26 protein-coding genes are annotated in these 25,330 nt (G+C 70.2%); 13 read left to right on the top strand and 13 right to left on the bottom strand.

Going from position 1 to position 25,330, the window contains the following annotated elements:
- Window positions 1-51 precede the first annotated feature (51 nt).
- The 3 genes from OG247_RS27405 to OG247_RS27395 form a co-directional block, all read right to left on the bottom strand.
- Window positions 52-768 carry a transglycosylase SLT domain-containing protein gene (locus OG247_RS27405; RefSeq protein WP_442813661.1) on the bottom strand — a complete coding sequence of 239 codons (717 nt, stop codon included), beginning with the start codon at window positions 766-768 and terminating at the stop codon, window positions 52-54.
- A 419-nt stretch (window positions 769-1,187) separates the two neighbouring features.
- A complete protein-coding gene (locus OG247_RS27400) occupies window positions 1,188-2,504 on the bottom strand; it encodes a PhoH family protein (protein WP_327254717.1) in 1,317 nt (438 codons plus the stop codon).
- Between the two features lie 415 nt (window positions 2,505-2,919).
- Window positions 2,920-3,693, bottom strand: coding sequence for an isoprenyl transferase (locus tag OG247_RS27395; protein WP_327254716.1), 774 nt, complete (start codon window positions 3,691-3,693; stop codon window positions 2,920-2,922).
- Window positions 3,694-3,833: 140 nt separating this feature from the next.
- Between OG247_RS27395 and mgrA the strand changes: the two genes are divergently transcribed.
- The 4 genes from mgrA (at window position 3,834) to OG247_RS27375 (ending at window position 7,986) form a co-directional block, all read left to right on the top strand.
- Window positions 3,834-4,871 (top strand): L-glyceraldehyde 3-phosphate reductase, encoded by a 1,038-nt coding sequence (gene mgrA / locus OG247_RS27390; RefSeq protein ID WP_327254715.1) that lies wholly within the window; start codon window positions 3,834-3,836, stop codon window positions 4,869-4,871.
- Window positions 4,872-5,187: 316 nt separating this feature from the next.
- Entirely contained in the window at window positions 5,188-5,673 is a 486-nt protein-coding gene (locus OG247_RS27385) for a DUF192 domain-containing protein (protein ID WP_327254714.1), read from the top strand.
- Window positions 5,674-5,734: 61 nt separating this feature from the next.
- Window positions 5,735-6,352: an SMI1/KNR4 family protein gene (locus OG247_RS27380; protein WP_327254713.1), complete on the top strand. Its 618-nt coding sequence runs from the start codon at window positions 5,735-5,737 to the stop codon at window positions 6,350-6,352.
- 320 nt (window positions 6,353-6,672) lie between these two features.
- The gene (locus tag OG247_RS27375) at window positions 6,673-7,986 is read left to right on the top strand and encodes an extracellular solute-binding protein (protein ID WP_327254712.1); all 1,314 of its coding nucleotides are present in this window, start codon (window positions 6,673-6,675) and stop codon (window positions 7,984-7,986) included.
- Window positions 7,987-8,209: 223 nt separating this feature from the next.
- On the opposite strand, the gene OG247_RS27370 is transcribed toward OG247_RS27375, so the two are convergent.
- The 4 genes from OG247_RS27370 to OG247_RS27355 all read right to left on the bottom strand — a co-directional run bounded on the left by OG247_RS27370 (window position 8,210) and on the right by OG247_RS27355 (window position 12,647).
- Entirely contained in the window at window positions 8,210-8,836 is a 627-nt protein-coding gene (locus tag OG247_RS27370; protein ID WP_327254711.1) for a hypothetical protein, read from the bottom strand.
- Between the two features lie 92 nt (window positions 8,837-8,928).
- On the bottom strand, window positions 8,929-9,258 hold the full coding sequence (locus tag OG247_RS27365) for a nuclear transport factor 2 family protein (protein WP_243335713.1): 330 nt from the start codon (window positions 9,256-9,258) through the stop codon (window positions 8,929-8,931).
- 150 nt (window positions 9,259-9,408) lie between these two features.
- Window positions 9,409-10,233, bottom strand: coding sequence for a polysaccharide deacetylase family protein (locus OG247_RS27360; protein ID WP_327254710.1), 825 nt, complete (start codon window positions 10,231-10,233; stop codon window positions 9,409-9,411).
- Window positions 10,234-11,054: 821 nt separating this feature from the next.
- Window positions 11,055-12,647 (bottom strand): MDR family MFS transporter, encoded by a 1,593-nt coding sequence (locus tag OG247_RS27355; RefSeq protein ID WP_327254709.1) that lies wholly within the window; start codon window positions 12,645-12,647, stop codon window positions 11,055-11,057.
- A gap of 123 nt (window positions 12,648-12,770) precedes the next feature.
- On the opposite strand from OG247_RS27355, the gene OG247_RS27350 reads away from it, so the two are divergent.
- From OG247_RS27350 to OG247_RS27340, 3 genes are all read left to right on the top strand, one after another.
- Window positions 12,771-13,358 carry a TetR/AcrR family transcriptional regulator gene (locus OG247_RS27350; RefSeq protein ID WP_327254708.1) on the top strand — a complete coding sequence of 196 codons (588 nt, stop codon included), beginning with the start codon at window positions 12,771-12,773 and terminating at the stop codon, window positions 13,356-13,358.
- Window positions 13,359-13,490: 132 nt separating this feature from the next.
- Window positions 13,491-14,498, top strand: coding sequence for an SGNH/GDSL hydrolase family protein (locus tag OG247_RS27345; protein WP_327254707.1), 1,008 nt, complete (start codon window positions 13,491-13,493; stop codon window positions 14,496-14,498).
- A gap of 159 nt (window positions 14,499-14,657) precedes the next feature.
- Window positions 14,658-15,272 (top strand): hypothetical protein, encoded by a 615-nt coding sequence (locus OG247_RS27340; RefSeq protein WP_327254706.1) that lies wholly within the window; start codon window positions 14,658-14,660, stop codon window positions 15,270-15,272.
- 59 nt (window positions 15,273-15,331) lie between these two features.
- Here the strand turns inward: OG247_RS27340 and OG247_RS27335 are convergent, their stop codons facing one another.
- Together OG247_RS27335 and OG247_RS27330 are read right to left on the bottom strand one after the other, a co-directional pair.
- On the bottom strand, window positions 15,332-16,156 hold the full coding sequence (locus OG247_RS27335) for an ABC transporter permease (protein ID WP_327254705.1): 825 nt from the start codon (window positions 16,154-16,156) through the stop codon (window positions 15,332-15,334).
- The gene (locus OG247_RS27330; RefSeq protein ID WP_327254704.1) at window positions 16,153-17,091 is read right to left on the bottom strand and encodes an ATP-binding cassette domain-containing protein; all 939 of its coding nucleotides are present in this window, start codon (window positions 17,089-17,091) and stop codon (window positions 16,153-16,155) included. The genes OG247_RS27335 and OG247_RS27330 overlap by 4 nt, the downstream gene beginning before the upstream one ends.
- A gap of 164 nt (window positions 17,092-17,255) precedes the next feature.
- On the opposite strand from OG247_RS27330, the gene OG247_RS27325 reads away from it, so the two are divergent.
- The gene (locus OG247_RS27325) at window positions 17,256-17,894 is read left to right on the top strand and encodes a PadR family transcriptional regulator (protein ID WP_327254703.1); all 639 of its coding nucleotides are present in this window, start codon (window positions 17,256-17,258) and stop codon (window positions 17,892-17,894) included.
- Window positions 17,895-17,916: 22 nt separating this feature from the next.
- Here the strand turns inward: OG247_RS27325 and OG247_RS27320 are convergent, their stop codons facing one another.
- From OG247_RS27320 to OG247_RS27305, 4 genes are all read right to left on the bottom strand, one after another.
- Window positions 17,917-18,096, bottom strand: coding sequence for a hypothetical protein (locus tag OG247_RS27320; protein WP_327254702.1), 180 nt, complete (start codon window positions 18,094-18,096; stop codon window positions 17,917-17,919).
- A 180-nt stretch (window positions 18,097-18,276) separates the two neighbouring features.
- Window positions 18,277-18,492 (bottom strand): DUF6243 family protein, encoded by a 216-nt coding sequence (locus tag OG247_RS27315; protein ID WP_327254701.1) that lies wholly within the window; start codon window positions 18,490-18,492, stop codon window positions 18,277-18,279.
- Window positions 18,493-18,681: 189 nt separating this feature from the next.
- Window positions 18,682-19,086, bottom strand: a complete 405-nt coding sequence (locus OG247_RS27310) for a J-domain-containing protein (protein ID WP_327254700.1) — start codon at window positions 19,084-19,086, stop codon at window positions 18,682-18,684.
- Window positions 19,087-19,184: 98 nt separating this feature from the next.
- Window positions 19,185-19,607 carry a nuclear transport factor 2 family protein gene (locus OG247_RS27305; protein ID WP_327254699.1) on the bottom strand — a complete coding sequence of 141 codons (423 nt, stop codon included), beginning with the start codon at window positions 19,605-19,607 and terminating at the stop codon, window positions 19,185-19,187.
- Between the two features lie 158 nt (window positions 19,608-19,765).
- On the opposite strand from OG247_RS27305, the gene OG247_RS27300 reads away from it, so the two are divergent.
- The 5 genes from OG247_RS27300 (at window position 19,766) to OG247_RS27280 (ending at window position 25,283) form a co-directional block, all read left to right on the top strand.
- Window positions 19,766-20,326 (top strand): TetR/AcrR family transcriptional regulator, encoded by a 561-nt coding sequence (locus OG247_RS27300; protein WP_327257644.1) that lies wholly within the window; start codon window positions 19,766-19,768, stop codon window positions 20,324-20,326.
- A 131-nt stretch (window positions 20,327-20,457) separates the two neighbouring features.
- A complete protein-coding gene (locus OG247_RS27295; RefSeq protein ID WP_327254698.1) occupies window positions 20,458-21,921 on the top strand; it encodes an SH3 domain-containing protein in 1,464 nt (487 codons plus the stop codon).
- Window positions 21,922-22,172: 251 nt separating this feature from the next.
- Window positions 22,173-23,666, top strand: coding sequence for an APC family permease (locus tag OG247_RS27290; protein ID WP_327254697.1), 1,494 nt, complete (start codon window positions 22,173-22,175; stop codon window positions 23,664-23,666).
- Between the two features lie 88 nt (window positions 23,667-23,754).
- Window positions 23,755-24,720, top strand: coding sequence for a hypothetical protein (locus OG247_RS27285; protein WP_327254696.1), 966 nt, complete (start codon window positions 23,755-23,757; stop codon window positions 24,718-24,720).
- A gap of 179 nt (window positions 24,721-24,899) precedes the next feature.
- Window positions 24,900-25,283, top strand: a complete 384-nt coding sequence (locus OG247_RS27280; protein ID WP_327254695.1) for a hypothetical protein — start codon at window positions 24,900-24,902, stop codon at window positions 25,281-25,283.
- Window positions 25,284-25,330 lie beyond the last annotated feature (47 nt).

Here is a 25,330-nt window from a genome sequence, read left to right as displayed (position 1 = left end):
TCGGGGTTGAGGCGCGCGGGCGCGCTCTCGTACCGGTGTGTCCGGGTGTGCCTAGTACCAGTGGTTGGCCTGGTGGAAGCTCCACGCGCCACACGGGCTGCCGTAGCGGGAGTTCATGTAGTTCAGACCCCACTCGATCTGGGTGGCGGGGTTGGTGCGCCAGTCGGCGCCCGCCGAGGCCATCTTCGAACCGGGCAGGGCCTGGACGAGGCCGTAGGCGCCCGAGGACGCGTTCACGGCACGGTAGTTCCAGGTGGATTCCCGGTTGATGATGTTGGAGAAGCACTGGAACTGCCCCGCCGGGACCATCTGCTTGGCGATCGCCTTGACCTGGGCGACCGTGTAGGTGGCCTGGGGTGCGAAGGAGGATCCGTCGCGGGGGTTGGAACGGCTGGCGGCCTGCTCCTTCTCCTCACGCTCCTTCTTCGCCTTGTCGTCCGCGGCCTTCTGCGCCTCGGCCTTCTTCGCCTTGGCGTCCTGGGCGGCCTGGAGGCGGGCCGCTTCCTCCACCGAGCGCTTGGCGTCGGTGTCGGCGGCGTGGGCGATGGAGTCGGCCTGCTGCGTCAGGGACGCGTTCTGGACCTGCGCCTGCTCGCCGAGCGGGATGTCCGTGAGGAGGGTCACCCCGGACGCGGTCGTCTCGAGATCGTTCGCGACGGGGTCGCCGGTGGCAACACCCACGACGGCGCCGACGGTGGTGACGGCCGTGGCCGAAGCCACAGCGAATCCCCGAACCGAGATCCGGCTCACACGGTTTCCTTCCAGCAGCGCCTGCAGTGACCGCACGGGCGCAATAGTGCCCTCGACACTGGCCTCCGTGGTGGTTCGGTCACTGGAGGCGCGGGCCCGTGGGCAACTCCCTTGCGGGAGTGCCGCGTGATGCTCCGGGCGGCATACGGCGATCGATTGTGGAGTTAGCGGTACTGCGCGCATCTCACGGGAGATACAGGTGTGCCGTATGCGGGGCCTGACGGAAAACAGACTCTGCCGGACCTCGACGCCGCAGGGCAATTCTCCGTTGCGTGGGAAAGGTCACACCTGGCATGTCGCCACTGGTTTCGACAAACCCCTGTGCGTGAAGGCGCCGCCCGGCTAGGCTCTTTGGCCTTTGCCGGGCGGCGCCAACTCACCTTCCCGCTATGGGTGTTTTACCTGCTTTGCGGCCCGTGCGGGCCGGCCCGGCGGCCCTACAGGTTCTCCAGCATCTCGGTGACCAGTGCGGCGATCGGGGAGCGCTCCGAACGGGTCAGCGTGACGTGCGCGAAGAGCGGATGCCCCTTCAGTTTCTCGACCACGGCGACGACTCCGTCGTACCGGCCGACCCGCAGGTTGTCCCGCTGGGCCACGTCGTGGGTGAGAACCACCCGCGAATTGGCCCCGATACGGGACAGAACGGTCAGCAGGACATTGCGCTCCAGGGACTGTGCCTCGTCCACGATGACGAACGCGTCGTGCAGCGAGCGGCCGCGGATGTGCGTGAGCGGCAGGACCTCCAGCATCCCGCGGTTCAGCACCTCCTCGATGACCGCGCGCCCGGCGACCGCCGAGAGCGTGTCGAACACCGCCTGGGCCCAGGGGCTCATCTTCTCGGAGGCGTCCCCGGGGAGGTAGCCGAGGTCCTGGCCGCCGACCGCGTACAGCGGCCGGAAGACCATCACCTTCTGGTGCTGCCTCCGCTCCAGTACGGCCTCCAGCCCCGCGCACAGCGCCAGCGCCGACTTTCCGGTGCCGGCCCGCCCGCCCATCGAGATGATCCCGATCTCGGGGTCGAGCAGGAGGTCGAGCGCGATCCGCTGCTCGGCGCTGCGGCCGTGCAGCCCGAAGGCCTCGCGGTCGCCCCGTACGAGCTTCACGTTGCCGTCGGCCGTGACCCGGCCGAGCGCCTTGCCGCGCTCGGACTGGAGGACCAGCCCGGTGTGCACGGGAAGTTCCGCGGCCTCCGGCACGTAGAGCCGCTCCTCGGAGAAGAGGAGGTCCACCTGCTCGCCGGAGAGTGCCAGCTCGCTCATGCCGGTCCAGCCGGCATCGGTGATCGCGAGCTCCGCGCGGTACTCCTCGGCGATCAGCCCCACGGAGGAGGCCTTGATGCGCAGGGGGAGATCCTTCGAGACGACCGTGACGTCGTAGCCCTCGGCCTGGAGGTTGCGCGCGACCGCGAGGATCCGCGAATCGTTGTCCCCCAGCCTGAAACCGGCGGGCAGGACGCTCTGATCGGAGTGGTTGAGCTCGACGCGCAGGGTGCCGCCCAGATCGCCCAGCGGGATGGGTGCGTCGAGGCGTCCGTAGCGAACCCGGAAGTCGTCGAGCAGGCGCAGGGCCTGGCGGGCGAAGTAGCCGAGTTCGGGATGGTGCCTCTTTGCCTCCAGCTCGGTGATCACGACGATCGGGAGCACTACCTCGTGCTCGTCGAAGCGGGTGATCGCGTTGGGGTCTGCCAGCAGGACGCTGGTGTCGAGGACGTAGGTCCGCCTGTCGGGCAGGCGGCTCTTTGTGCTGGTCACCACGGAAGGACGTACCCCCTCGGAAGAGGTCGGGCCATGAAGACCGGACCGGTCATCGGCACCCCTGCGCGGGCCGACTTCCGGCCCTCCACTCCGTCCGTGCGAACCGCACGTGCGTCCTGGTGCAAAGGGCCTCCCGGGCGGACGACCCCATGCCGTCCGCTGAGACTCGACACCCGTGGATCGGGCGTCGACCTGCAAGGGATATTCCCCGAATGGGTCCAGCCATGCCATGGCATATGACGGACGCTCGGTGAATCCCTGGTGAAGGCCTCGCGCGAAGGGCCCCAGGGGACGGGCAGGGCGTACGGGAACACGGGTACGGCGCGCCACGGAGGGGTCCGGGCGCGCCGTGAGGTGCCGAGGGGGCGTCAGAGACCCGCAGGTCAGGTGCCGTACGGGTGCCCTGCCGGGCGGGTCAGCTGCCGTAGCGCCGGTGGCGGGCGGCGTAGTCGCGCAGGGCGCGCAGGAAGTCGACCTTGCGGAAAGCAGGCCAGAAGACTTCACAGAAGTAGTACTCGGAGTGCGCGCTCTGCCACAGCATGAATCCGGACAGCCGCTGCTCTCCGCTGGTGCGGATCACCAGGTCCGGGTCGGGCTGGCCGCGCGTGTAGAGGTGCTCCGCGATGTGCTCGATGTCGAGGATCTCGGCGAGCTCCTCGAAGGAGGTGCCCTTCGAGGCGTGCTCCAGCAGGAGCGAGCGGACCGCGTCGGCGATCTCCTGGCGGCCGCCGTAGCCGACCGCGACGTTGACGAGTATCCCGTCGACGTCGCGGGTGGCCTCCATGGCCTCCTTCAGGACGCTCTGGGTCCCGGCGGGCAGGATGTCGAGGTTGCCGACGTGGTGGACGCGCCAGCGGCCGTCGGCGGCGAGGCCCCGGACGGTGTTCTCGATGATGTTGAGGAGCGGGCGCAGCTCGACCTCGGGCCGGTCCAGGTTGTCCGTGGAGAGCATCCACAGGGTGACGACCTCGACGTCCGTCTCGGTGCACCAGCCCAGCATCTCGGAGATCTTGTCGGCGCCGGCCTGGTGGCCCTGCACCGTCGTGCCCCCGGACGCCTTCGCCCAGCGCCGGTTCCCGTCCAGGATCACGCCGATGTGCTTGGGCGTCTCGTCATGGTCGATGCGGCCTTCCACCCGGCGTGCGTAGAGCCTGTACACAGGACGGCGTACCAGGTCGCGCAGCTTCACGATCTTCCAGCCCCTCCGAGCGATACCCCCGTGCGGAATGCGGTGGTCCCCCCAAGTCCGCCACAGACCGCCACATTACTGCGGAGAGGGATCCGGCACCCAACTCGGTCCTGTCACAAGTCCGTGATAGGGAGGACAACGTGACTGAAAACAATCTCTATCGGGCAGAGCCCTCGCGCTACGACTCCATGGAGTACCGGCGCACCGGCCGCAGCGGCCTCAAGCTCCCCGCCATCTCCCTCGGCCTCTGGCACAACTTCGGCGACGACGCGTCCCTGGGGTCCCAGCGGGCGATCCTGCGCCGGGCCTTCGACCTGGGCGTCACCCACTTCGACCTGGCGAACAACTACGGCCCGCCCCCCGGCTCGGCCGAGCTGAACTTCGGCAAGATCTTCGCGCAGGACTTCGCGTCCCACCGCGAGGAGCTCGTCCTGTCCACCAAGGCCGGCTACCTCATGCACGAGGGGCCGTACGGCGAGTGGGGCAGCCGCAAGTACCTGCTCGGGTCGCTGGACGCGTCGCTGAAGCGGATGGGCGTCGACTACGTCGACATCTTCTACTCGCACCGCTTCGACCCGGACACCCCGCTGGAGGAGACCATGGGCGCGCTGGCGTCCGCGGTCCAGCAGGGCAAGGCGCTCTACGTGGGCGTGTCCTCGTACACCGCGGAGCAGACGGCCGAAGCGGCCCGGCTGCTGAGGGAGATGGGGATCCGTCCCCTCATCCACCAGCCCTCGTACTCCATGATCAACCGCTGGACGGAGGACGACGGCCTGCTGGACACCCTGGAGGAGGCCGGCATGGGCTGCATCTCCTTCGTGCCGCTCGCACAGGGGCTGCTGACCGGGAAGTACCTCAAGGGCATCCCGGAGGGCTCTCGGGCCACCCAGGGCAAGTCCCTCAACCCGGACCTGCTGTCGGACGAGGTCGTGCGCCGGCTGAACGGGCTGAACGAGATCGCGGCGCGGCGCGGGCAGACGCTGGCCCAGCTCGCGCTGAACTGGGTGCTGCGGGACGAGCGGATGACCTCGGCGCTGATCGGCGCGTCGAGCGTGAAGCAGCTCGAGGAAAACGTGGCTTCCCTGTCCGGCGCACCGCTGTCGGAGCAGGAGCTGAAGGAGATCGACTCCTTCGCCGTGTCCACCCCCGGCGCCAACATCTGGGCCCAGCGGGGCTGACCTGCGCCTTTGCCGGGCGCTGCCCGGAGACAAAAAACGGGCCGGTCCGTGGGGGGGATACGGACCGGCCCGAGGGGGGGGTTCCACCATAACCCTTCGTAAAGCCTGCTGCGCGCATCACCGCGACACGATTACGCTCCGGAGCCGTCCGGGAGCACTCCGCAGAGCCGAAACGGCCCCACAGCCCTTGTGGGGCCCGGCCGGAGCCCGTACGGACCAACCTGCGGGCGTCCCTCCCCAGGGGGACCCCAACGGGTGCACCGCCTTGACGCCGAAGCCGGTCCCGAGGGCGGGGCGGGCCCCTAGGGTGGCCCGCATGGGGAAGAGGGAACGGTGGCGCGATGGCGGGGCAACGCTCTACGTCGACCGGGGCGCGGCCCACGGCGACCGGGGCGCGGCACCGGGAATGCCCGCGGGGCACCCGGAGCGGCTGGAGGCGGCCGCGGAGGTGCCACTCGAGGTGCCCGTGGAGGTGCCACTCGAGGGGCCCCTGGAGGTGCCACTCGAGGTCGCCGCCTCCTACCGGGCCCGCACGCGCGGTCTGCTCGGGCGGGACGGTATCGAGGGGGCGATGCTCCTGACCCCGGCCTCGAGCGTGCACACCTTCCGGATGCGCTTCGCCATCGACGTGGCCCACCTCGACCGCCGGCTCACCGTCATCGCGCTGACCACCATGGTGCCCGGCCGGCTGGGCCTCCCCCGGCTGCGCGCCCGCCACGTCCTGGAGGCCGAGGCCGGAGCCATGGCCGCCTGGGGCCTGCGCGTCGGCTCCCCGCTCCGGGTCCGTCTCACCGCGCGCTAGGCGCGGCCCCGCACCGGCGGTAGGTTGGGGCGGTTGAGCTGGGGTGTGGCAGGGGAGCGGCATGACCGAGAACGCGCGCGTCAAAGCGCTGGAGCAGATCATGCCGGCGACCCACGGAGCCGACGAGGACATCGACTGGCAGGCGGCCGAGGCCGTCTGGGGCAGCCGTTTCCCCGCCGATTTCATCGCCTTCATGGGCCGCTTCGGCGCGGGCTCGATCAACGGCGAGGCCAGCGTGCTGCTTCCGCTGCCCAAGCCCGGGCTCCAGTGGGACCCGGCACAGATGGCGGAGGAGACGGCCAATGCCCGCCAGGTCTGGGAGGCGGAGGGCGGCCGGGCCGCCTTCGACGTGGACCCGGAGTCGATCCTCGCCTGGGGCGTCACCGGCGGCTCCGACATCCTGTGCTGGCTGACGACCGACCCCGACCCCGACCGCTGGCCCGTTCTGGTGGTCGGCCGGCACACCGCCGACTCCTTCGCGGTGTATCCGTACGGCATGGCCGAGTTCCTCTACCTGCTGTGCTCCGACGAGTTCGACGTGAGCCCGGTCAGCATCACCTTCTGGGACGGCGGCCACCTCAGCTTCGTGCACTGGCGCAAGGCCCAGCGCCGCTGGCAGGAGGGGCGCAACCCCGAGACGGGCGAGCCCGATCCGTACGCGGGCGACTTCGCGGACTGAGTTCCCGCCGCTCCCCCGCCACGCTCCCTCCCCTCCCCCTCCTCCCCCGTCCTCTCCCCCCTCCCACCCGTTCCGCCGCGCTCCGCGGCCGGAAACGGGCGTTTCGGCATGTCTACGCGCGTCCGAATTGTTGATCACATATCGGAAAACACCATTCTGAAATGCCGCACTTGGAGCATTGACCACAAGTGCCGACCCAATGGAACCAACCGCCCTCCCTCAGGAGAGAATTCCGGCCAACGGGCCACTGAGGGACACCGCAGCCCGGAGTAACTCATAAGTAATAACGGGACTCAAAAGAAAATCAGGGGAACACACCCGTGCGACGAAGAATCTTCGGCACGGCCGCCACCACGGTCGTGCTCGGTCTGCTGATACCGCTGGCCGGCTGTGGCAGCTCCGGTGGAAGCGCTGATGACAGCGGTACCCTCCGCCTCGTCGCCGCCGAATACGGCGACGCCTCGACCAACAGCAGTTCCAAGGCTTTCTGGGACAAGGTGACGGCTGATTTCACCGCCTCGAACCCCGGCATCAAGGTCCAGGTCCAGCTCCTGCCGTGGGCCGACATCGACCGTGAAGTCTCCCGCATGGTCAAGGACGGCAACGCCCCGGACATGGCCCTCATGGGCGGCTACTCGGACTTCGCGGCGCAGGGCAAGCTCTATTCCGCGCCCGAACTCCTCTCGGTCTCCGCCGAGGCGAACTTCCTCCAGCCCCTCTCCGACGCAGGCTCCGTCGGCAACACGCTCTACGGCTTGCCCTTCGTGGCGAGCAGCCGCCTCCTCTTCTACAACGAGGAGCTGTTCACCGGGGCCGGGATCATCCCGAAGGGCTCCAAGAACGGCTGGCAGCCCAAGAACTGGACGGACCTGAAGTCCGCCGCCACGGCGCTCAAGGCGAAAGGCGTGAAGACCCCGTTCGCCATGCCCCTGGGCCCGGAGGAGGCGCACGCCGAGGCGATGATCTGGGAGCTCAGCAACGGCGGCGGTTACGCCGACAACAGCGGCAACTACAGCCTGGCCTCCGACCAGAACATCACGACCTTCAAGTGGATCAAGGAGCACCTGGTCGCCCCCGGGCTGCTCGGCCCCACTCCGCCGTCCAAGCTCAACCGCGCCGACGCCTTCGCCGCGTTCGCGCGCGGCGAGGTCGGCATGCTCAACGGCTACCCCCAGCTCGCCCACGAGGCGCGCAACAAGGGGATCACGGTCGGTGCCGTCGCGATGCCCGCCTCGGACATGCTGAACACCGGGGAGGTCCCGCCGAACGTGGGCGTGGCCGACTGGATGATGGCCTTCAAGCAGAACGGCCACCGCGACGAGATCGGCAAGTTCCTGGAGTTCGTCTACCGGGACAAGAACCTGTCGGACTTCGCCGGCCGCTACCACCTGCTGCCGTCCACCGTCTCGGCTTCCCGCGCGATGGCCGGAACCTCGGGCGGGGACAAGAACGACCAGCAGTTCCTGAACGCCCTGCGCGGTGCGCAGCTCTACCCGGTCAACGACCCGTCCTGGGTGGTCATCAGTGACACCATCAAGCGGAACATCGGCCGCGCCGTGGACCCCGGCGGCGACCCGAAGGCCGTCCTGGAGGAGATCGCCTCCAAGGCGAACGAGGCCAAGAAGGCCCGCTGACGCGCGGCCGCGCGGCCGGGCCGACGCGGAGATACCCCCGAACGCCCCTTCCGAAAGGGACCTTCGCCCCCTGCCGCACCCCACCCCGTGCGGCATCATGGCTGGTACGGCCTTGATCCAAGGCCGAGGCCCAGTCGCCCGCGAGCGCCCACAAGGCGCGCGGGGCGGCCGGCCCAGCTCTCCCCTTCCGCCTCTCCCCTTCCCACCCCTCCGCCCGGCTCGGCTAGCTCGCGCCCTGGTTCTTCGGGGTGAAGGCCGTGCGGTACTGCTCGCAGCTGGAGTCCCACGACAGGGACCCGGTGAGGGTGCCGTATCCGGTGCGGGTCACAGACCATTCCACCGTGTACTTCCCGGTGTCACACGTGATGCGCTTGCCGCCGGGGACCTTCGTACGGCCCGTCGCGGGCCGGTCCTTGAGCTCCTGGCGCACCTGCGCCACCTCGGCGCGCCGGGCGTTGCGCAGGACGGCGCGCAGGACGAACACCTGCTTGCCGTCCTTCGTCGTCAGCAGCTTCTTGACCCCCTGCGAGTCGGACACCGACCACGCGAACTCGTACCCGGGCTCCCAGGCCAGGGTGGTGGGGTCGCCGACCTTGCGCTCGTACTCCTCGGCGCCCTTGGGGCCGGGGCGGGTGATGGTCTTGTACTGGATGCCGGGGTGGAAGCGGAACTGCGCCTCCACCTTGTGCATGTCGTCCTTGGTCCACATCGACTTCATCTTCCCCTCCCCGCCGCTCGGGTCCTGGAGATAGTCCGCGCTGCCCGCGGCGGTGGCCGCGCCGCCCGAGAGGGCCGGAGCGAGGGCCGCGGCGGCGGCGAGGACGAGGAAGGCGGTGCGGGTGCGGTTCATGCCCGGACCAACGGGACCCTCCGGCGGGCCGGAACGACGCCGGGCACCCTTTCACCCGTACGGGATCCGGCCGGGGATGGGTGGACGCCCGGCTACGCCTGGCCGGTCTCGAAGCGGCTGATGCGGCCCCCGCCGGGGGCGATGACGAACCTCCAGGAGGTGCGCATCTCGCCCCAGGTGTCGTTGCGGTAGCCGACGGTCAGGGTGCGGCCGCCGTCGGACTCGGACTGGACGTCCATGTGGCCGCCGGAGTCGAAGATCTCCCGGTCGATCCACTCGTGGAGATCGCGCTCCGTACCGTCGTCGGACATGGTCGCGTCGGCGGTCAGGAGCGCGAGGAAGGCGTCCTTGTCGTGCGCGTTGACCGCGCTGACGAGGGCGCCGACGACGGGGTCGGACAACTTCCCGGGGGCGATGGCCACGGAGACCTCCTGGTCGGGCGTACGGGCGTACGGGCGTGGGGCGGCGCCGGTACGGGTGTGCGTGCGCGACCAGGGAACACCGCGGGCGGCACCGGGGCGTCGACCCTCACCCGTTCGCCACCGGACGGCGTGTCAGGCGGCCGCGCCGGCTCAGGCGCTGGGGCCGGTGACCACGGGGAAGCCGGTGGGGCGGCCCTGCTCCTTCAGCCAGGCCAGGACCTGGTCGAGGGCTTCGACGCTCTGGGCGCGGTCGCCGCCGCCGTCGTGGAAGAGGATGGTCGGGCCGTTGCCGATCTCGGCCTTGACCGCGGCGACGATCGCGGCCACGCCCGGCTTGGTGAAGTCCTTGGTGTCGACGTTCCAGCCGAGCGGGCGCATGCCGTTCGCGGCGGCCAGGGCCCTGCTCTCGGGGGTGAACGCGCCGCCGGGGGCCCGGTAGTACTCCACCTTGGCCCCGCCGCCCGCGGCGTCCTCGATCTGCTTCTTCGCGTCGAAAATCTGCTGCCGCTGGTAGGCCAGGGGCTTCTTGTCCATCCCCGTGTTGTGGTCCATCGTGTGGTCGCAGAGCCGGTGGCCACCGGCGACGACCTTCTTGACCAGGTCGGGGTGGTCCTTGGCCTGCGGTCCGATCATGCAGAAGACCGCCTTCACGTCGTACTTCTTCAGTACCTCCAGCACCTTCGGGGTCCACTTGGGGTCGGGTCCGTCGTCGATGGTGATGTTGACCGCGTCGCCGCCGCTCTCCGACGCGTGGGCTATGCCCTCCGGGACCTGCCCGCCCGGCTTCCCGGGCGCCTGCGGCTCGGCGTCGCCGCCCTTCGTGGGGTCGTCGGTCTGCCGGGCGACGTTCTGGTGGTTGGTGTCGTGACCCGGGTCGACGAGCACCGTCACCCCCCACGCGGTCGCGGCCACCGCCGCCACCGCTCCGGCGACGGCGATCCGTGCCTTCGTACCCCGCATCTGCGTGCGCGTCATGAACCCCATGTGCTGTCTCAACTCCCCATATCCACGTCCGCCGTGTGACCTCGCACTGGTCAGGACGTCGGTCGGGGATGCGGGGTTCCAGCCGAATGGCCCATAAATTTCGGGTTGGAGGACTTTGGTCCTTGATCGTCCCGAATTCCGTCCCGACTGAAACCGAGGACGAACGGACCGGCCTCATACCGGACATCCCGGTCCCAAGACCCGGGCTCTAGCCGGAAGTTCACCTACCCATGCACAAGGCGGCAATCACCCCCTCCTTCACCCCGCACACGCTGCTCGCCCTGCTCGCCCTGTCGGTGACGGCGTGCGGGGCGGACGGAGGCGGGAACGCCGCGGAGGCCTCGAGGCCGGCCGCCGAGCTGAGCCTCGTACCGCCAGCCGGGCACCCGGGTGACCCTGGAAGCCCCCCTGTCGGGGGGGGATCACGGCGGGCGACCCGGCGAAGACGCCGACGTGGAGCGGAAGGATGCCCCTCATGGCCAAGGAGGGAAAAGCAACGGCTTCGGCGCGTGGAACCTGCCCTGGAACGAATGGCAGAAGCACTCGGCCCTGAAGCAGTCCGACCGATCCAGCCCCGCCGAATCCAGCCCCGCCGGCGTTTGAGGCGCGGGTCCGGGCGGAGCCCGGTTTCGGGAAGGGGCGGGGTGGGGGAAGGCCCCGCGCAAGCGGCCCACCCGGCCATCCGACCGCCCACCCGACCGCAGCCGACCGCCGCCCGCCCACCCCGCCCGCCCGGGGTACGACGGGGGCCCGGCCCGAAGGATCCGTAGATCCAGCGAGCCGGGCCCACCGTCCACCCGAGCGCGAGCAACTCAGTGCACGACAACCGTCTCCGGAGCCACCTCGGACTTGGCGGAGCCCCCACCGTCGGAGCCCCCCGCCGGCCCGGCGCCCCGCAGCGGGACCTCCTTGACGAACCAGGCGGCCACGAAGCCCAGTACCGCGATCCCCGCACCCAGCAGGAACGCCGAGTGCGTACCGGCGGCCACCGCGTGCTGGTACGCGTCCCGCACGAGCTCCGGCAGCTTCGCCAGACTCGCCGCGTCCAGCTGCGCGGAGCCCGCCGCGGTCGCCGCTTCGGGGCCGAGCCGGTCTGTCATGGTGCTGGCGACCTGACTGGTGAACAGGGAGCCCATCAGCGCGACGCCGAAGGAGCCGCCGAGCGTGCGGAACAGGGTCGCCGAGGAGGACGCGACGCCCATGTCCTTCATCTCGACGCTGTTCTGCGCGACCAGCATCGTGATCTGCATCAGGAATCCGAGGCCGGCGCCGAGCACCGCCATGTAGACGCCGGACATCAGGCGGCTCGTCCCGGTGTCCATGGTGGCGAGCAGGAAGAGTCCGACGACCATGAGCCCGCCGCCGATGATCGGGAAGATCTTGTACTTGCCGCTGCTGGTGGTGATCCGGCCCGCGACCAGCGAGACGGCCATCATCGAGAGCAGCATCGGCAGGAGCAGCAGGCCGGAGTTGGTGGCCGAGGCGCCCTGAACCGACTGCTGGAAGAGCGGCAGGTACAGCACGCCGCCGAACATCGCGAAGCCGACCAGGAAGCCGATCACGGACATGAGGGTGAAGTTGCGGCTGCGGAAGATGTGCAGCGGCATGACCGGGTCGGCGGCCTTGGTCTCGGCGTAGAGGAAGCCGGCGATGGAGACGATGCCGACGGCGATCAGGCCGATGATCTCGGTGGAACCCCACGCGTACTCGGTGCCGCCCCAGGTGGTGACGAGGACGGTGGAGGTGATGCCGATGGTGAGCAGCGCCGCGCCGAGGTAGTCGATCTTGGGGCGTTCCCCGTGGACCTTCTTCGGGAGGTGCAGCACCGCGGTGACCATGGCCAGGGCCACGGCGCCGAGCGGCAGGTTGATGTAGAAGGACCAGCGCCAGCCCATGTGGTCGGTGATGGTGCCGCCGACCAGCGGTCCGCCGATCATGGCGAGGGCCATCACGCCGGCCATCATGCCCTGGTACTTGCCGCGCTCGCGGGGCGGGATCAGGTCGCCGATGATCGCCATGACGCCGACCATCAGACCACCGGCGCCGAGGCCCTGGATCGCGCGGAAGCCGATGAGCTGACCCATGTCCTGGGCCATGCCGCTGAGCGCGGAGCCGATCAGGAAGATGACGATCGAGACGAGGAAGGAGCCCTTGCGCCCGTACATGTCGCCGACCTTGCCCCAGATGGGAGTGGAGGCGGCGGTGGCCAGGGTGTAGGCGGTGACGACCCAGGAGAGGTGCTCCAGGCCGCCGAGCTCGCCGACGATCGTGGGCATGGCCGTACCGATGATCATGTTGTCCAGCATGGCCAGCAGCATCGCGATCATGAGCGCCATCAGGACGACCCGCACGCTGCGCGGCTTCACCTCCTCCGAGGCGCCCGCGTTCTTCTTGATTTCCACCATGTTCCACTCCCCTGGCGCATACGCACCGGCCCTGGGACTTACTTGCCGACCGGCTAGTTCACTACACTGGGGAAGGTAGACCCGTAACTAGCCGGGCGTCAAGTAAGTAATCAGGGAGAGTCCATGTCCAGCAGCAGTCCACAGCAGCGCCGCGGCAACACGCGGCAGCGCATCCAGGACATCGCACTGGAACTCTTCGCCGAGCAGGGATACGAGAAGACGTCGCTGCGGGAGATCGCGGAGCGGCTGGGGGTCACGAAGGCGGCGCTGTACTACCACTTCAAGACCAAGGAAGACATCATCATCAGCCTGTTCGACGACCTGACCCGGCCGATCGACGAGCTGATCCAGTGGGCGGAGGAACAGCCGCGCACGCTGGAGATGAAGCGCGAGGTCCTGCGCCGCTACAGCGAGGCGATGGCGGGCGGCGCCCCCCTGTACCGCTTCATGCAGGAGAACCAGGCGTCACTGCGGGAGCTGAGCATCGGCGAGACGGTGAAGAAGCGCCTCCTCACCCTGGTGGAGCTGCTCCGGTCCGGCCAGGAGGACGCCCCACTGGCCGACCAAGTGCGGTGCGTGAGCGCCCTGTTCACCCTGCACGCGGGAATGATGTTCCTCCAGCACGTGGAGGGGGACAACCCGGAGGAGACCCGCCAGGCCGCCCTGGAGGTCGCGACGGACCTGATCACCCAGGCCCACCGGCAGCCATAGCCCCACCTCCCCTCCGTTCACTCGATCGAACGAACAAGACGCCAGATAATCACTCTCCGTAGTCATTCCGGCTACTTTTGGTGATGTGCGCCGCGGAAGAGCCTCGGCGCCCGAGCCAAAGGCACCGTCGTCATGATGCGTCTCGCCGTCACCACCGCCGCTGCCGCGGCAGCCGTCTTCGCCACCGCTCTCGCGCCGCAGGCACCCGCGCCCGCCGCCGCATCCCTCTCCTACGTCGCCCTCGGGGACTCGTACAGCGCCGCCTCCTTCGTGCGCCCCTGGAACACCGACGGATGCGGCCGCTCCGAGCAGGACTATCCGCACCAGGCCGCGCGGCGGCTGAAGTTGAAGCTCACCGATGTCACCTGCTCCGCCGCGGAGGTCAGAGCGGGGCTGCTGGGGCCGCAGTCCGAGCTGAAGGGGCCACCATCCGTGCCCCCACCGGGAGGATGGACGGCAAAGCCGGCGCAGATCGGAGCCGTTACGGCTGCCGCCGATCTCGTCACGGTCGGCGCCGGCGGCAACTCCGTGGGCTTCTCCGAGATCGTCGAGACCTGCGTGAAGCGCGGCCTGGCCTCTTTCGGTACGGGCACCCCGTGCACCGATCACTACGCGCGGGGCGGGGGCGCCGCGGGGCTCGACGCCCGGTTCACCGCACTGGAGGCCGATTTCTCCGCCCTGCTGAAGGAGATCCGCACGCGCGCCCCGCGCGCCGGGGTCGCGGTCGTCGGGTATCCGGCCGTCGTGGACGAGGCCGCGGGCTGCGGCTGGGGGTCCTGGCACCAGCTCGGAACCGTGACCAAGGGCGACATGCCCTGGCTCGACAGCCTGGAGCGCCGGGTCAACACCCTCCTGCGGGAGCAGGCCCGCCGGAGCGGCGCGGTGTACGTGGACACCTACTCCTCCAGCACCGGTCACGGGGTGTGCGCGAGCGGAGAGCAGCGCTGGATGTACGGGATCAAGGACAGCCTGACCGGGCCGGGCGAGCAGAGCGACCCGCCCTCCGAGCTCTGCCGCTCCATCCCGGCCCGGGGCGAGGCCTGCACCGTCCTCCACCCGAACCTCCGCGGAGCCACCCACCAGGCGGACCGCGTCACCGAGACCCTGACCGCGCTGAGCGTCCGAGCGGGAACGGACTAGGGCGGCTTAGCCCGCTCGGCGGGGGCCGGACGGGGGCTTGTGTACGGCAGACGAGGTAACTGCACGTAGATAATATGAAACTGACGGTTGCTCTGGGTAGCGCTCAGGACCGACGGGCCCTCGACCCGGTCCGCGTTCGGCAACCGAAGGACAGCACCCATGAACATCCTCCGCACGGCACGCATCGCCGCCCCCGCCCTGGCCGCCCTCACACTGACGCTGACCTTCGCCGGCCCCGCGTCCGCCGCCCCCGCGTTCGTGATGCGCAGCGGAAGCCAGATCAATTTCGCCGCACTGCCCGGAGAGTCGAACAACGTCACCTTCAGCGTCAGCAGTGGATTCCTTACGGTGAGCGACGCCGCGAACCCCCTGACCCCGGGCTTCGGCTGTGTCCAGTTCGGCAATCCCAACACCGTCCGCTGCGGTTCGGCGGGCGGGGTGACCCGTATCCAGGCGTCGATGGGCGACCGCGACGACGTGGCCACCAACAACACCGCGATCCCGAGCGACCTCGTCGGCGGGGAGGGGGACGACATCCTCGTCGGCGGCAGCGGTGCCGACCGGCTGACCGACTCGGACGGCTGGAACGCCTCGCCCGGCAGCACCCTCACCTTCGACGGGCGCGGCGGCAACGACACCGTCCTCAGCCGCAACGGCGGATTCGACCGCATCAACTGTGGTGAGAACGCCGGTGACTTCGACATGCTGCTGGCCGACTCGGCCGCCCTCGACGCCGTGGTCCCGGGCACGTGCGAGTTCGTGCAGCGCTTCTAGACCGTCCCGCCGGGCGGCGGTGGGGCGAGCCCGCTCCGCCGCCGCCGGGGGCGGGTTCGTCAGCGGCTCAGGTCCCGGAAGCGCTTCACGGCGAGCGGGAAGAACACCGCGATCAGGGCTACCGGCCAGGCCACCGCGAGGAGTTCCGCGTGGGTCGCGGCCCAGGAGTCGCCGGCCGCGCCCGGGTTGCCGAAGAGGCCGCGTACCGCGGTGGCCGTCGCGGACATCGGGTTCCACTCCACGATCACGCCCAGCCAGGAGGGCATCGATTCGGGCGAGGCGATGACGTTGGAGAGGAAGCTGACCGGCCAGACGAGGATCTGCACGGCCTGCACCAGTTCCGGCTTGCCCGCGACCATCGCCAGGTGGATGCCGATCCACAGCATCGCGAACCGCAGCAGCAACAGCAGTCCTACGGCGCCCAGGAAGGCGGCGAGGCCCTCGTGCCAGCGCCAGCCGATCGCATATCCGACCGTGATCATGACGGTCAGGCCGACCGCCGACTGCAGCATGTCGGCGACGCTCCGGCCGACCAGGACCGCGCCGGAGTTCATCGGCATCGAGCGGAACCGGTCGATGACCCCCTTGCCGAGGTCCTGGGTGACCGAGAGCATCGTCGCCTCGAGGCCGAAGGCCATGGTCATGGTGAGCATGCCGGGGACCAGGTAGGCCGTGAAGTCGCCCTCGATGCCCCGTCCGCCGCCGATCAGGTAGCTGAACATCAGCAGCATCATCACCGGGAAGACCAGCCCGACGACCACCTGCACGGGCTGTCGCGCCCAGTGGGCCAGCTCGCGCCGGGTCATCGTCCAGGAGTCGACGGCCGCCCAGCCCAGCTTCGAACCCGTGCCGTGCTCCGCGCTCACACCGTGCGTCGCACTCATACGGCCTCCTCCCTCGTCAGGTGCATGAAGACCTCGTCGAGCGTCGGCCGGCGTACGGCGATGTCCTCCGCCTCGATGCCCGCCACTTCCAGTGCCCGCACGGTCTCGGTCAGGGCCGCCATCCGGTCGGTGACCGAGGCGCTGACCATCCGCCGGTCCTCGTCCACCACCACGTCACCGGGCAGGATTGAGGCCGCTCGGGCCAGTTGGGCCGTGTCGTGCAGGACCACGTCGATGCGGTCGCCGCCCGTCTTGGTCTTCAGCTCGTCGGCCGTTCCCTCGGCAATGACCTTCCCGTGGTTGATCACCGCGATCTTGTCGGCCAGTTGGTCGGCTTCCTCCAGGTACTGCGTGGTCAGCAGGACGGTCGTGCCGCCGTCGACCAGGGAACGCACCGCGTTCCACACCTCCGTGCGACCGCGGGGGTCGAGCCCGGTCGTGGGCTCGTCCAGGAAGAGCACTTGAGGCCGCAAAATGAGGGAGGCCGCGAGGTCGAGCCGCCGCCGCATGCCGCCGCTGTACTGCTTGACCGCCTTCTTGCCGGTGTCCGCGAGCCCGAACCGGGCCAGGAGCTCATCAGCCCGGGCGCCCGCACGGCGGGAGCCGAGATGGTAGAGGCGGCCGAACATCTCCAGGTTCTGGCGGCCGCTGAGCTCCTCGTCGACAGCGGCGTGCTGGCCGAGCAGCCCGATCCGCGAGCGCACCTCGTCGGGCCGGGTCCGCACGTCGAAGCCCGCCACCTCGACGCGCCCCTCCTCGGGGCGCAGCAGCGTGGACATGATGCGTACGGCCGTGGTTTTTCCGGCGCCGTTCGGGCCGAGGATCCCCTGGACGGTCCCGGCTCGGACCGTGAGATCGAGGCCGTCGAGGGCCTGCTTGTCCCCGTACTTCTTCCGCAGACCTTCGACGACGATCGACAGTTCGTGGTCAGACAAAACACCCTCCTTCACCCAGTACTCAAACTTGACCAGAGAGTGCAAGGTAAGCCACCCCGATCAGTTAGTCAAACTTGATTAGGTGAGAGGGTCAGCAGAAGTGCGCAGCTAGTCAAACTTGGATAGAGGTAGTCTAGTCAAAATTGCCCAAGAGGGAGAGGCGCATGTCAGCGATCCGGCTGCTGGTCCTCGGCGCGGTCCGCCAGCACGGTCGGGCCCACGGCTACCAGGTACGCAACGACCTGGAGTTCTGGGGCGCCCACGAGTGGTCCAACGCCAAGCCGGGCTCGATCTACCACGCGCTCAAGCAGATGGCGAAGCAAGGACTCCTCATCGCGCACGAGGTCGCGCCGAGCGCCGTCGGCGGCCCGCCCCGCGTCGAGTACGAGATCACCGACAAGGGAACCGAAGAGTTCTTCACCCTGCTGCGCGAGGCCCTGAGCTCGCACGAGCAGAAGTCCGACGTCGTCTCGGCCGGCCTCGGCTTCATCGTCGACCTGCCCCGGAACGAGGCCGTCGCCCTCCTCAAGCAGCGGATCGCGGGGCTCGAGCAGTGGCGGTCCGCCGTCACCGAGTACTACACGCCGGAGGACGGGCCCGGGCAGCTCGGCCACATCGGCGAAATCATGAACCTGTGGGTGCACTCGGCCGACAGCGGCGCGGAATGGACCCGCGGACTCGTCGAGCGGATCGAAGGCGGCGCGTACACCTTCGCGGGGGAGGGCGAACCCTTCGTGGGCGTGCTCGCGGACGATGAGCCGAACCCGTACGCGACAGGGCCACACCCGGAGGACGACCGCTAGCAGCGGCCGGCCTCGTGGCGGGTCAGTTGTAGTAGGTGTCGAACGAGGCTATCCAGAGCGCCGCCAGCGGCAGGACGGACAGTTGGACGGCTGCCGTGGTCCAGCAACGTCCGAGGATCGCGGCGGAGGTGCTCCACAGCGCCGTCGTGCGCAGCAGGTCCACCGCCCCTGCCTGGTAGCCCTGTCCGCCGGGATCCATCATGCCGGGGTACCCGAGCCAGCCCTCGGTGAAGATCCGAAGAACAGCCCGAAGATCAAGACACCCATGCCTCAGGAGATGCCCCCACTCCCGGAGCGGTTCCCTCATACCGCAGCAGGGCCCGGGCCGCGTGGTGCGGTCCGGGCCCTGCTTCGTGCGGGGTCGCCCTGGGGCGGGGGTGCGTCAGCTCTCGGCGGGAGCGTCGGCCGTCGGCTCGGCGCCCTCGGCCTCGGCTGCCTTCTCGCGCATCTTGCGCAGCAGCTCCGCCCTCTGGTCGGCCGCGCCCTGGCGGTCGAGGTTGCGGTGCGGGCCGTTGTTCGCCCGTTCGGCGCGGGACTGCCGCTTGCGCTGGCCGCCGCCCTGGCCCACGGGGTTGTTGATGTTCTTGCTGACGGTCACGGGTTCTCCCGGTCATGAGTGCGGAGTGATCTACGGATGCGTTGGTGGGGGACGGTCGGCGGCGTCGTCGTCGAAGGACGTCAGCCGGGGCCCATCACGCGCTCACTCGTAAATCGGCCTCTGGAAGAACATGACAAAGACGTTACCCGCTTCCGTCGACCCCTGACACCAACCCTTGCGGGGCGGCCGTCAGCGGGCTTCGCGGGACTCCCGCCACTGGGCGAGTTCGGCTTCGACGTCGAATTCCCTGAGGTTCAGCGGGGGGCCGGGCGGGGGCCTGCGCAGGGCCGTGCGGATCTTGTCGTTGATCTCCGTGAGGAGGTCGCGGACCTGGCGTTCGGTGCGGGCGGCCTTGATCGCCTCGCGGGCGTCTTCCGCCTCCTTGCGGAGTGCGAGCGCCGGCGGGAGGACCGCGAAGCCCTCGCGGTGCAGTTTGCCCTTGATCCACCAGAGCTCGTCGTACGGGGCGTCGAGCGAGGCCAGCGGCTTTCCGAAGCCGGGCAGGTTCTCGATCTCGCCGCTCGCCTCGGCCTGTCTGATCTGGCGGTCCACGAAGGATTCGAAGCTGACACCAGGCGGTTTGCGCTCGGTCACACTGCCTCCCCAGGGTTCCTGCCAGCATAACTCCGAGGGCTGGGGAGGGGGTTGCGGAGCGTAACCGTCCCGCCTGCGGGCACTCGGATCCAGAACGCTCAGAGGCGGCGGTCCGACTCGTCGATCGGGATGTCGTTGATGCTGGCCTCGCGGCGGCGCATCAGGCCTGCGGCATCGAACTCCCACTGCTCGTTGCCGTGGCTGCGCCACCACTGGCCGCTCATGTCGTGCCACTCGTACTCGAAGCGCACCGAGATGCGGTTGTCGGTGTACGCCCACAGCTCCTTGCGCAGGCGGTACTCCAGCTCGCGCTCCCACTTGTCGGCGAGGAAGGCGCGGATCTCGGCGCGGCCGGTCAGGAAGCGGTCGCGGTTCCGCCAGGCGGAGTCCTCGGTGTAGGCGAGGGAGACGCGTTCGGGGTCGCGGCTGTTCCAGGCGTCCTCGGCGGCCTGCACCTTGGCGCGGGCGGACTCCTCGGTGAAGGGCGGCAGCGGCGGTCGCACGGAATGGGTAGCGGTCACGGCGGGATACCTCTCCACATCGACTGGGGTGGGTGGGGCGGGGCGGAGCGGGGCGGGAGAATGAGAACGGTCGTTCTCCATGGCGTCCCGAGCTTAGAGAACGTGCGTTCTCCGCGCAAGCGATTCTGGTCTACGCTGCTTCCATGCCCGCCGCCCCGATGAACGACGAAGACGCCCGCACCCGCCTGCTCGACGCCGCGGAGGCGCTGTTCTACGCCGAAGGCATCCAGGCCGTGGGCATGGACCGGATCCGCGCCGAGTCGGGGATCCCGCTCAAGCGGCTCTACCGCCTCTACCCGGCCAAGGAGTCCCTGGTCACCGCCTACCTGGAGCGCCGCGACCGCCGCTGGATGGGGAGCCTGCGCGCAGCGGTCGCGGGGCAGGCCGACCCGGTCGGGGCGGTCTTCGAGTGGCTCGCCCGATGGTTCTCGGAGCCGGGCTTCCGCGGCTGCGCGTTCCTGAACGCGTACGGGGAGCTGGGCGCGGGGCCCGCAGGGGTGCTGGACGTCGTACGCCGCCACAAGGCGGAGCTGCGGGCTCTGCTGGCCGACGCCGCCGGGCCGGGCCGGGAGGGGCTGGCGGAGCAGTTGCTGCTGCTGGTCGAGGGGGCGACGGTGGTCGCGGCCCTGGAGCCGGGCCCGGGAGCGGCGGTGCGGGCGCGCGAGGCGGCGTACGTCCTGGTCCGGGCCGGCGGAGGGATTCACGCGGCTGCCGAGTGATCGGTTACGCGTCGTACACGACCGGGTCGCATTGTCAGCTTTTAACTGGTGTTGGGACTTTTGTCCACCGGAAGACCGCATTCGGCGGTCGCCCTCCGGTTCCGTCGCTTTTCCTCGCGGAGGAAACACCCTTGTCTGCTTCCCGCTGCACGTCGGCCGCCCTGGTCGTCGCGGCCGTCACCGCGACCTGCCTGCTGCCGGCCGTGCCGGCTTTCGCCGCCGGCTCGCCGCACATCCGGTTCTCCCAGCCGTACGTCCCCTCGATCGCCGCCGGAAAGACCGGCCGCGTGGTGATCGTGGCGGAGACCGGCGGCGATCCGGCGCTCAGCAGCAGATTCCGGATCACCGCGCCGGAGCGGACGACCTTCCCCGAGGCCCGCTTCTACTGGAACGGCGACCGCGCGGGCGCGCCCTGCACCCTCTCGGGCAACGCCCGCCAGCTGACCTGTGACGCCGGGACCCGGGCGGGCTTCGCCTTCCCGGCGGACAGCGGCACCCGGCTGGGCGTACTCGTACGGGTGGACGCGGACGCCCCCGAGGGCACGACGCTCGACGGCGGCGAGTGGGCGGCCGGGGCGGGCTCCTCGCCCGGTCTGTACGCGGTGTCCACCCCGGTGACGGGCCCCAAGGGCGACGACGGCCAGGACGGCCACGACGGGAAGCCGGGCCACGGCGGAAAGCCCGGTCACCACGGCAAGCCGGGCCGCCCCGGCCCCAAGGGCGACAAGGGTGACCAGGGCGAGCGCGGCGAGAAGGGCGAGCGCGGGGACCGCGGCGACCGCGGTGAGAAGGGTGACCGCGGCGAGAAGGGCGAGCACGGGCCGAAGGGTCCGCAGGGCCCCAAGGGACCCAAGGGACCGAAGGGCGACGCGGGACCGCAGGGACCGAAGGGCGACCAGGGCCCGGCCGGAGGCCCCCAGGGCCCGAGGGGCGAGACCGGGGCACCCGGCCCGAAGGGTGACACGGGCCCGGCGGGCGGCCCGAAGGGCGACACCGGGGCAGCCGGGCCGAAGGGCGACACGGGCAACCCCGGTCCGGCGGGACCGGCGGGAGTGCCCGGACCGGGCGGACCCCAGGGCCCCAAGGGCGACACCGGCCCGGCCGGCGGACCCAAGGGCGACAAGGGTGACAAGGGCGACCGCGGTGACCGCGGGAACACCGGCCCGGCCGGACCGACCGGTTCGCGCGGACCGGGCGGACCGAAGGGCGACCAGGGCCCGAAGGGCAACCGCGGACCGGGCGGACCCAAGGGCGACCAGGGCCCGAGGGGACCGCAGGGCCCGAAGGGCGACAAGGGCAAGCCCGGCACGTGCAAGTGCGGCAAGGACCACGGCGGTAAGGACCACGGCGGCAAGGGCGACAAGCCCGGCAAGCCGACGGCCCGCATCGTCAGCGACAAGCTGCACGTCCGCACCGGCCCCGGCACCCACTACAAGAAGACCGGCGCGATCAAGCACGGCACCGAGGTCCAGGTGCTGTGCAAGACCAACGGCACCTCGGTCGACGGCAACACCCTTTGGTACAAGCTCGCCGACGGCCGCGGCTGGATCGCCGCCCGCTACGCCGAGAACCTGAACCGCATCCCCTCCTGCTGACCCAGCCCCACCCATCCTTTCCTTCGGTGCGCATCGAGGCCCCCGGGCCCCGGTGCGCACCGAAGTCGTTTCCGCCCCGCGGCAGGCATCCGCACGGACAACGAAATCCGAACCACCCGCCCAAACGGACCGCTAATCCCGGCCATCAACAGGTAGTTGAACAAAAGAAACCGAAGAGAACCCTTGTGTCCCCACCGCCACCGCGTAGAAGATCTAGCCCTTGTACGCGGCTCAGAGGGGCACAGCCAGTGGTGAGCAAAAGGGCCGGCAGCGACGGGGGCGGCCTGCGCGCCGGCAGCCTGGGGACGCTCGACTCCATCGTCTTGGCGGTCGCGGGCTGCGGGCCGGCGTACACCGTCGCCGCGACGATCCCCGCGCTCATCGCCACCGTCGGGGTCGCGAGCCCCGCGGTGCTCCTGTACTGCGCGATACCGATGACCGGCATCGCGCTGGCCTTCCGTCATCTGGGCCGCCTCGACGTCAACGCCGGGGCGAGCTACGCCTGGGTGGCGCGCACGCTGCACCCCTTCCTCGGCTTCCTCAGCGGCTGGGCCCTGGTCGTCGCCGCGACGGCCTTCCTCGTGTCGGCCACCCTCCCGGCCGGCAGTGCCACCCTCGCCCTCATCAGCCCGGAACTGGCCGCGCACACCGGCCTGGCCACGGCCGTCGGCGCGGGCTGGTTCCTGCTCATGGCGGGCGTGGTGGCGCAGGGGGCCCGGATCAGCCCGTACACCCGCCGGATCCTCACCGGCCTCCAGCTCGTGCTGCTCCTGGCCTTCGCCGTCGCCGCCCTGGTCAAGGACGGGAACGCGGCGGACTTCTCGCTCTCCTGGTTCGGCTTCGGCCATTTCGACGCGTCGCACAGCTTCGTCGCCGGCGCGCTGATCGCGGGAGTCAGCTACTGGGGCTGGGACGTCTCCAGCAATCTCAACGAGGAGACCCGCACCGGTCGCCGTTCCTTCGGCCTCGGCGGCCTGATCGGCGTCGCGGTGTCGTTCGCGATCTTCGTCGTCTTCACCATCGCCACCAACATCCTCATCGGGGCGGACGCGGTACGGAACAACCCCGACGGCTTCCTCTCCGTGCTCGGCGACGCCGTATGGCCGGGCTGGGGCGGCCGGCTGCTCGTCCTCGCCGTCGTTCTGTCCATGATCGCCACCCTGGAGACGAGCCTCCTCCAGGCGACCCGCACGCTCTTCGCCATGGGCCGCGACCGCACCGTGCCCGCCGCGTTCGGCCGCATCCACCGCGACTGGCAGACGCCCTCGGTCGCCACGGCCACCGTGGCGGCGGTGGCTCTCCTGCTCGTCGCGGTGTCCGCCACGGCCGGCTCCGGCACGCAGTTCGTACGGGACGCCGTCAGCGGCATCGGCCTGCACATCGCCTTCTACTACGCCCTCGCCGGCCTGGCGGCCGTGGTCGCCTACCGCAAGGTGCTGTTCAGGTCCGTGGGCACCTTCCTCCTCGTCGGGCTGTGGCCGCTCGGCGGAGCCCTGTTCATGATCTGGATCTTCGCGATGTCGGTGCCGGAACTGACCGGCAGCGCCCTCGCCATCGGCCTCGGGGCGCTCGCTCTGGGTCTGATCCCGATGACCTTCTCCCGGCTGCAGGGCGTCTCCTACTTCAGGCCCAGGCCGCTGGATCCCGAACAGGACGTCTTCTACGAGGAACAAGGCTCCGGACCGGGCAGCGGACCCGGCCTCGCGGGGGCCGAACGGCGGGACGACGTGCTCACCGACTACTGACGGCACGCAGAGCGCAGAGCGCCGACGCCGCCAGTGCCAGCCGCTCCGGCGCCCGCGTCGTCCACCCCCACCGATCCGAGGAGTGTCCATGGCACCCTGGCCGCGCCGCCGCCGTTCCGGAGCACCGGTCTACGACCTGGCGTACGGCGACCGAGGCCTGGAGCAGTGCCGCCAGGACATGGTGATGGGCCGCTGGGAAGGGGCCCGCGACCTGCTGGCCGAGCACCCCCGTGAGGACTGGGACCGGCGCGCGCACCGCATCCGGCTGCTCGCGGACGCCGCGGCGAGCCGGCGCACCGTGGACGTCTGGTACGCCGCCGACCCCACCGATCCGGACGCGGCCGTACTGCGTGCGGAGACCGAGGTGATGCGGACGTTCGCCGCGGCGCGCAGCGGGGCGATGCCCGCGAGCGACAGCCTGGACCAGGTGGCCGGGCTCTGTCTGCGGGCCGCCGATCTGGCACCCGAGGACCCGTACCCGTACGTCTCCCTCGTGACGCTCGCCAGGCTGTACGACCGCGGCGACCCGAACATGGGCCACTGGTGGAAGGAGCTCCGCGCCCGCGACCCCTACCACCGGGAAGCCCACCACCAGGCGCTGCGCTACCTCTCCCCGCGCTGGCACGGATCGAACGGCGAGGCCAACAACTTCGCCTGGGACGTGGCCGTCTACGCCCCGCCCGGTTCGCCGCTCGTGGTGCTGCCGCAGGTGGCGCGGGCGGAGCAGTACCGGCACCAGACGGAGGCGGAGGGGCGCACGGCGATCGGCCTGGCCTATCACTGGAGCGGGGACCGGGCGCGCTGGGACCTGCGCAACGCGCTGGAGAACTGGATCGCCCACCGCACGGTGTCGTACGCCCAGGACGTCGCCGACCTGAACTACCTGGCCCACGGCCTGGTCCACGCGGGCATGGAGGCGCGGGCGCCGGCCGTCTTCGCCCTGCTGGACAACAGGGCCACGCGGGTCCCGTGGTCGTACAGCGGCGACGCGGAGAGCCTCTTCGTCCGCTGGCGGGACAAGTCACTGGACCTCCCGGACCAGCGGCGGGTCTGAGACGGCGCTCCCCGATCGTCGCGGTCGGTTGGTTTGTCAAGCCCCGAAAGTCAGGGGCATGACGCGGTGCGCCGGCGCGGGCTCAATGGGGGGAGGGGATCACGTAGAGCAGGTGACCACCCGCATCATCGGCCTTTCTCGCCGCCCTGTCCCTGTCTGCTCGCCGGAGGTGAACTCTCATGAACCACAGACCCCGCAGACCCCGCAGACGACAACGGTTCGCCGTTCTCACCGCCTCGGCCGCCCTGGCCGGCGCAGGCGCACTCCTGCCCTCCAACGCGTTCGCCGTGTCGGCGGCGGCGCCGCCGCAGGCCGGCCCCACCGGCGTCACCGCGACGGCATCCGGCCACGCCGGTCACCGCGACCGCGGTGACGACGGCTACCGCATCCGCTACTGCCACTGGCACCAACGCGCCCACCATCAGAGCTGGGGTCGGTGGGACTGCCACACGTACTGGTACGGACACGGGAACGGCGACTGGAAGGGCGGCTGGAACGGCCACTGGAAGGGCGACTGGAAGGGCGACTGGAGCGGCTACGACAGCCGCGGCCACCGCGCCTGATCCAGCCGGGCCGGAAGGCTGGATCCACACTCCGGACCGGGCGGTAC

Origin of the sequence: Streptomyces sp. NBC_01244 (genome assembly GCF_035987325.1) — a bacterium.
GTDB lineage: Bacteria > Actinomycetota > Actinomycetes > Streptomycetales > Streptomycetaceae > Streptomyces.
The sequence above is the reverse complement of the archived record's forward strand: the minus strand, read 5'-3'. Positions and strand labels throughout refer to the sequence as shown.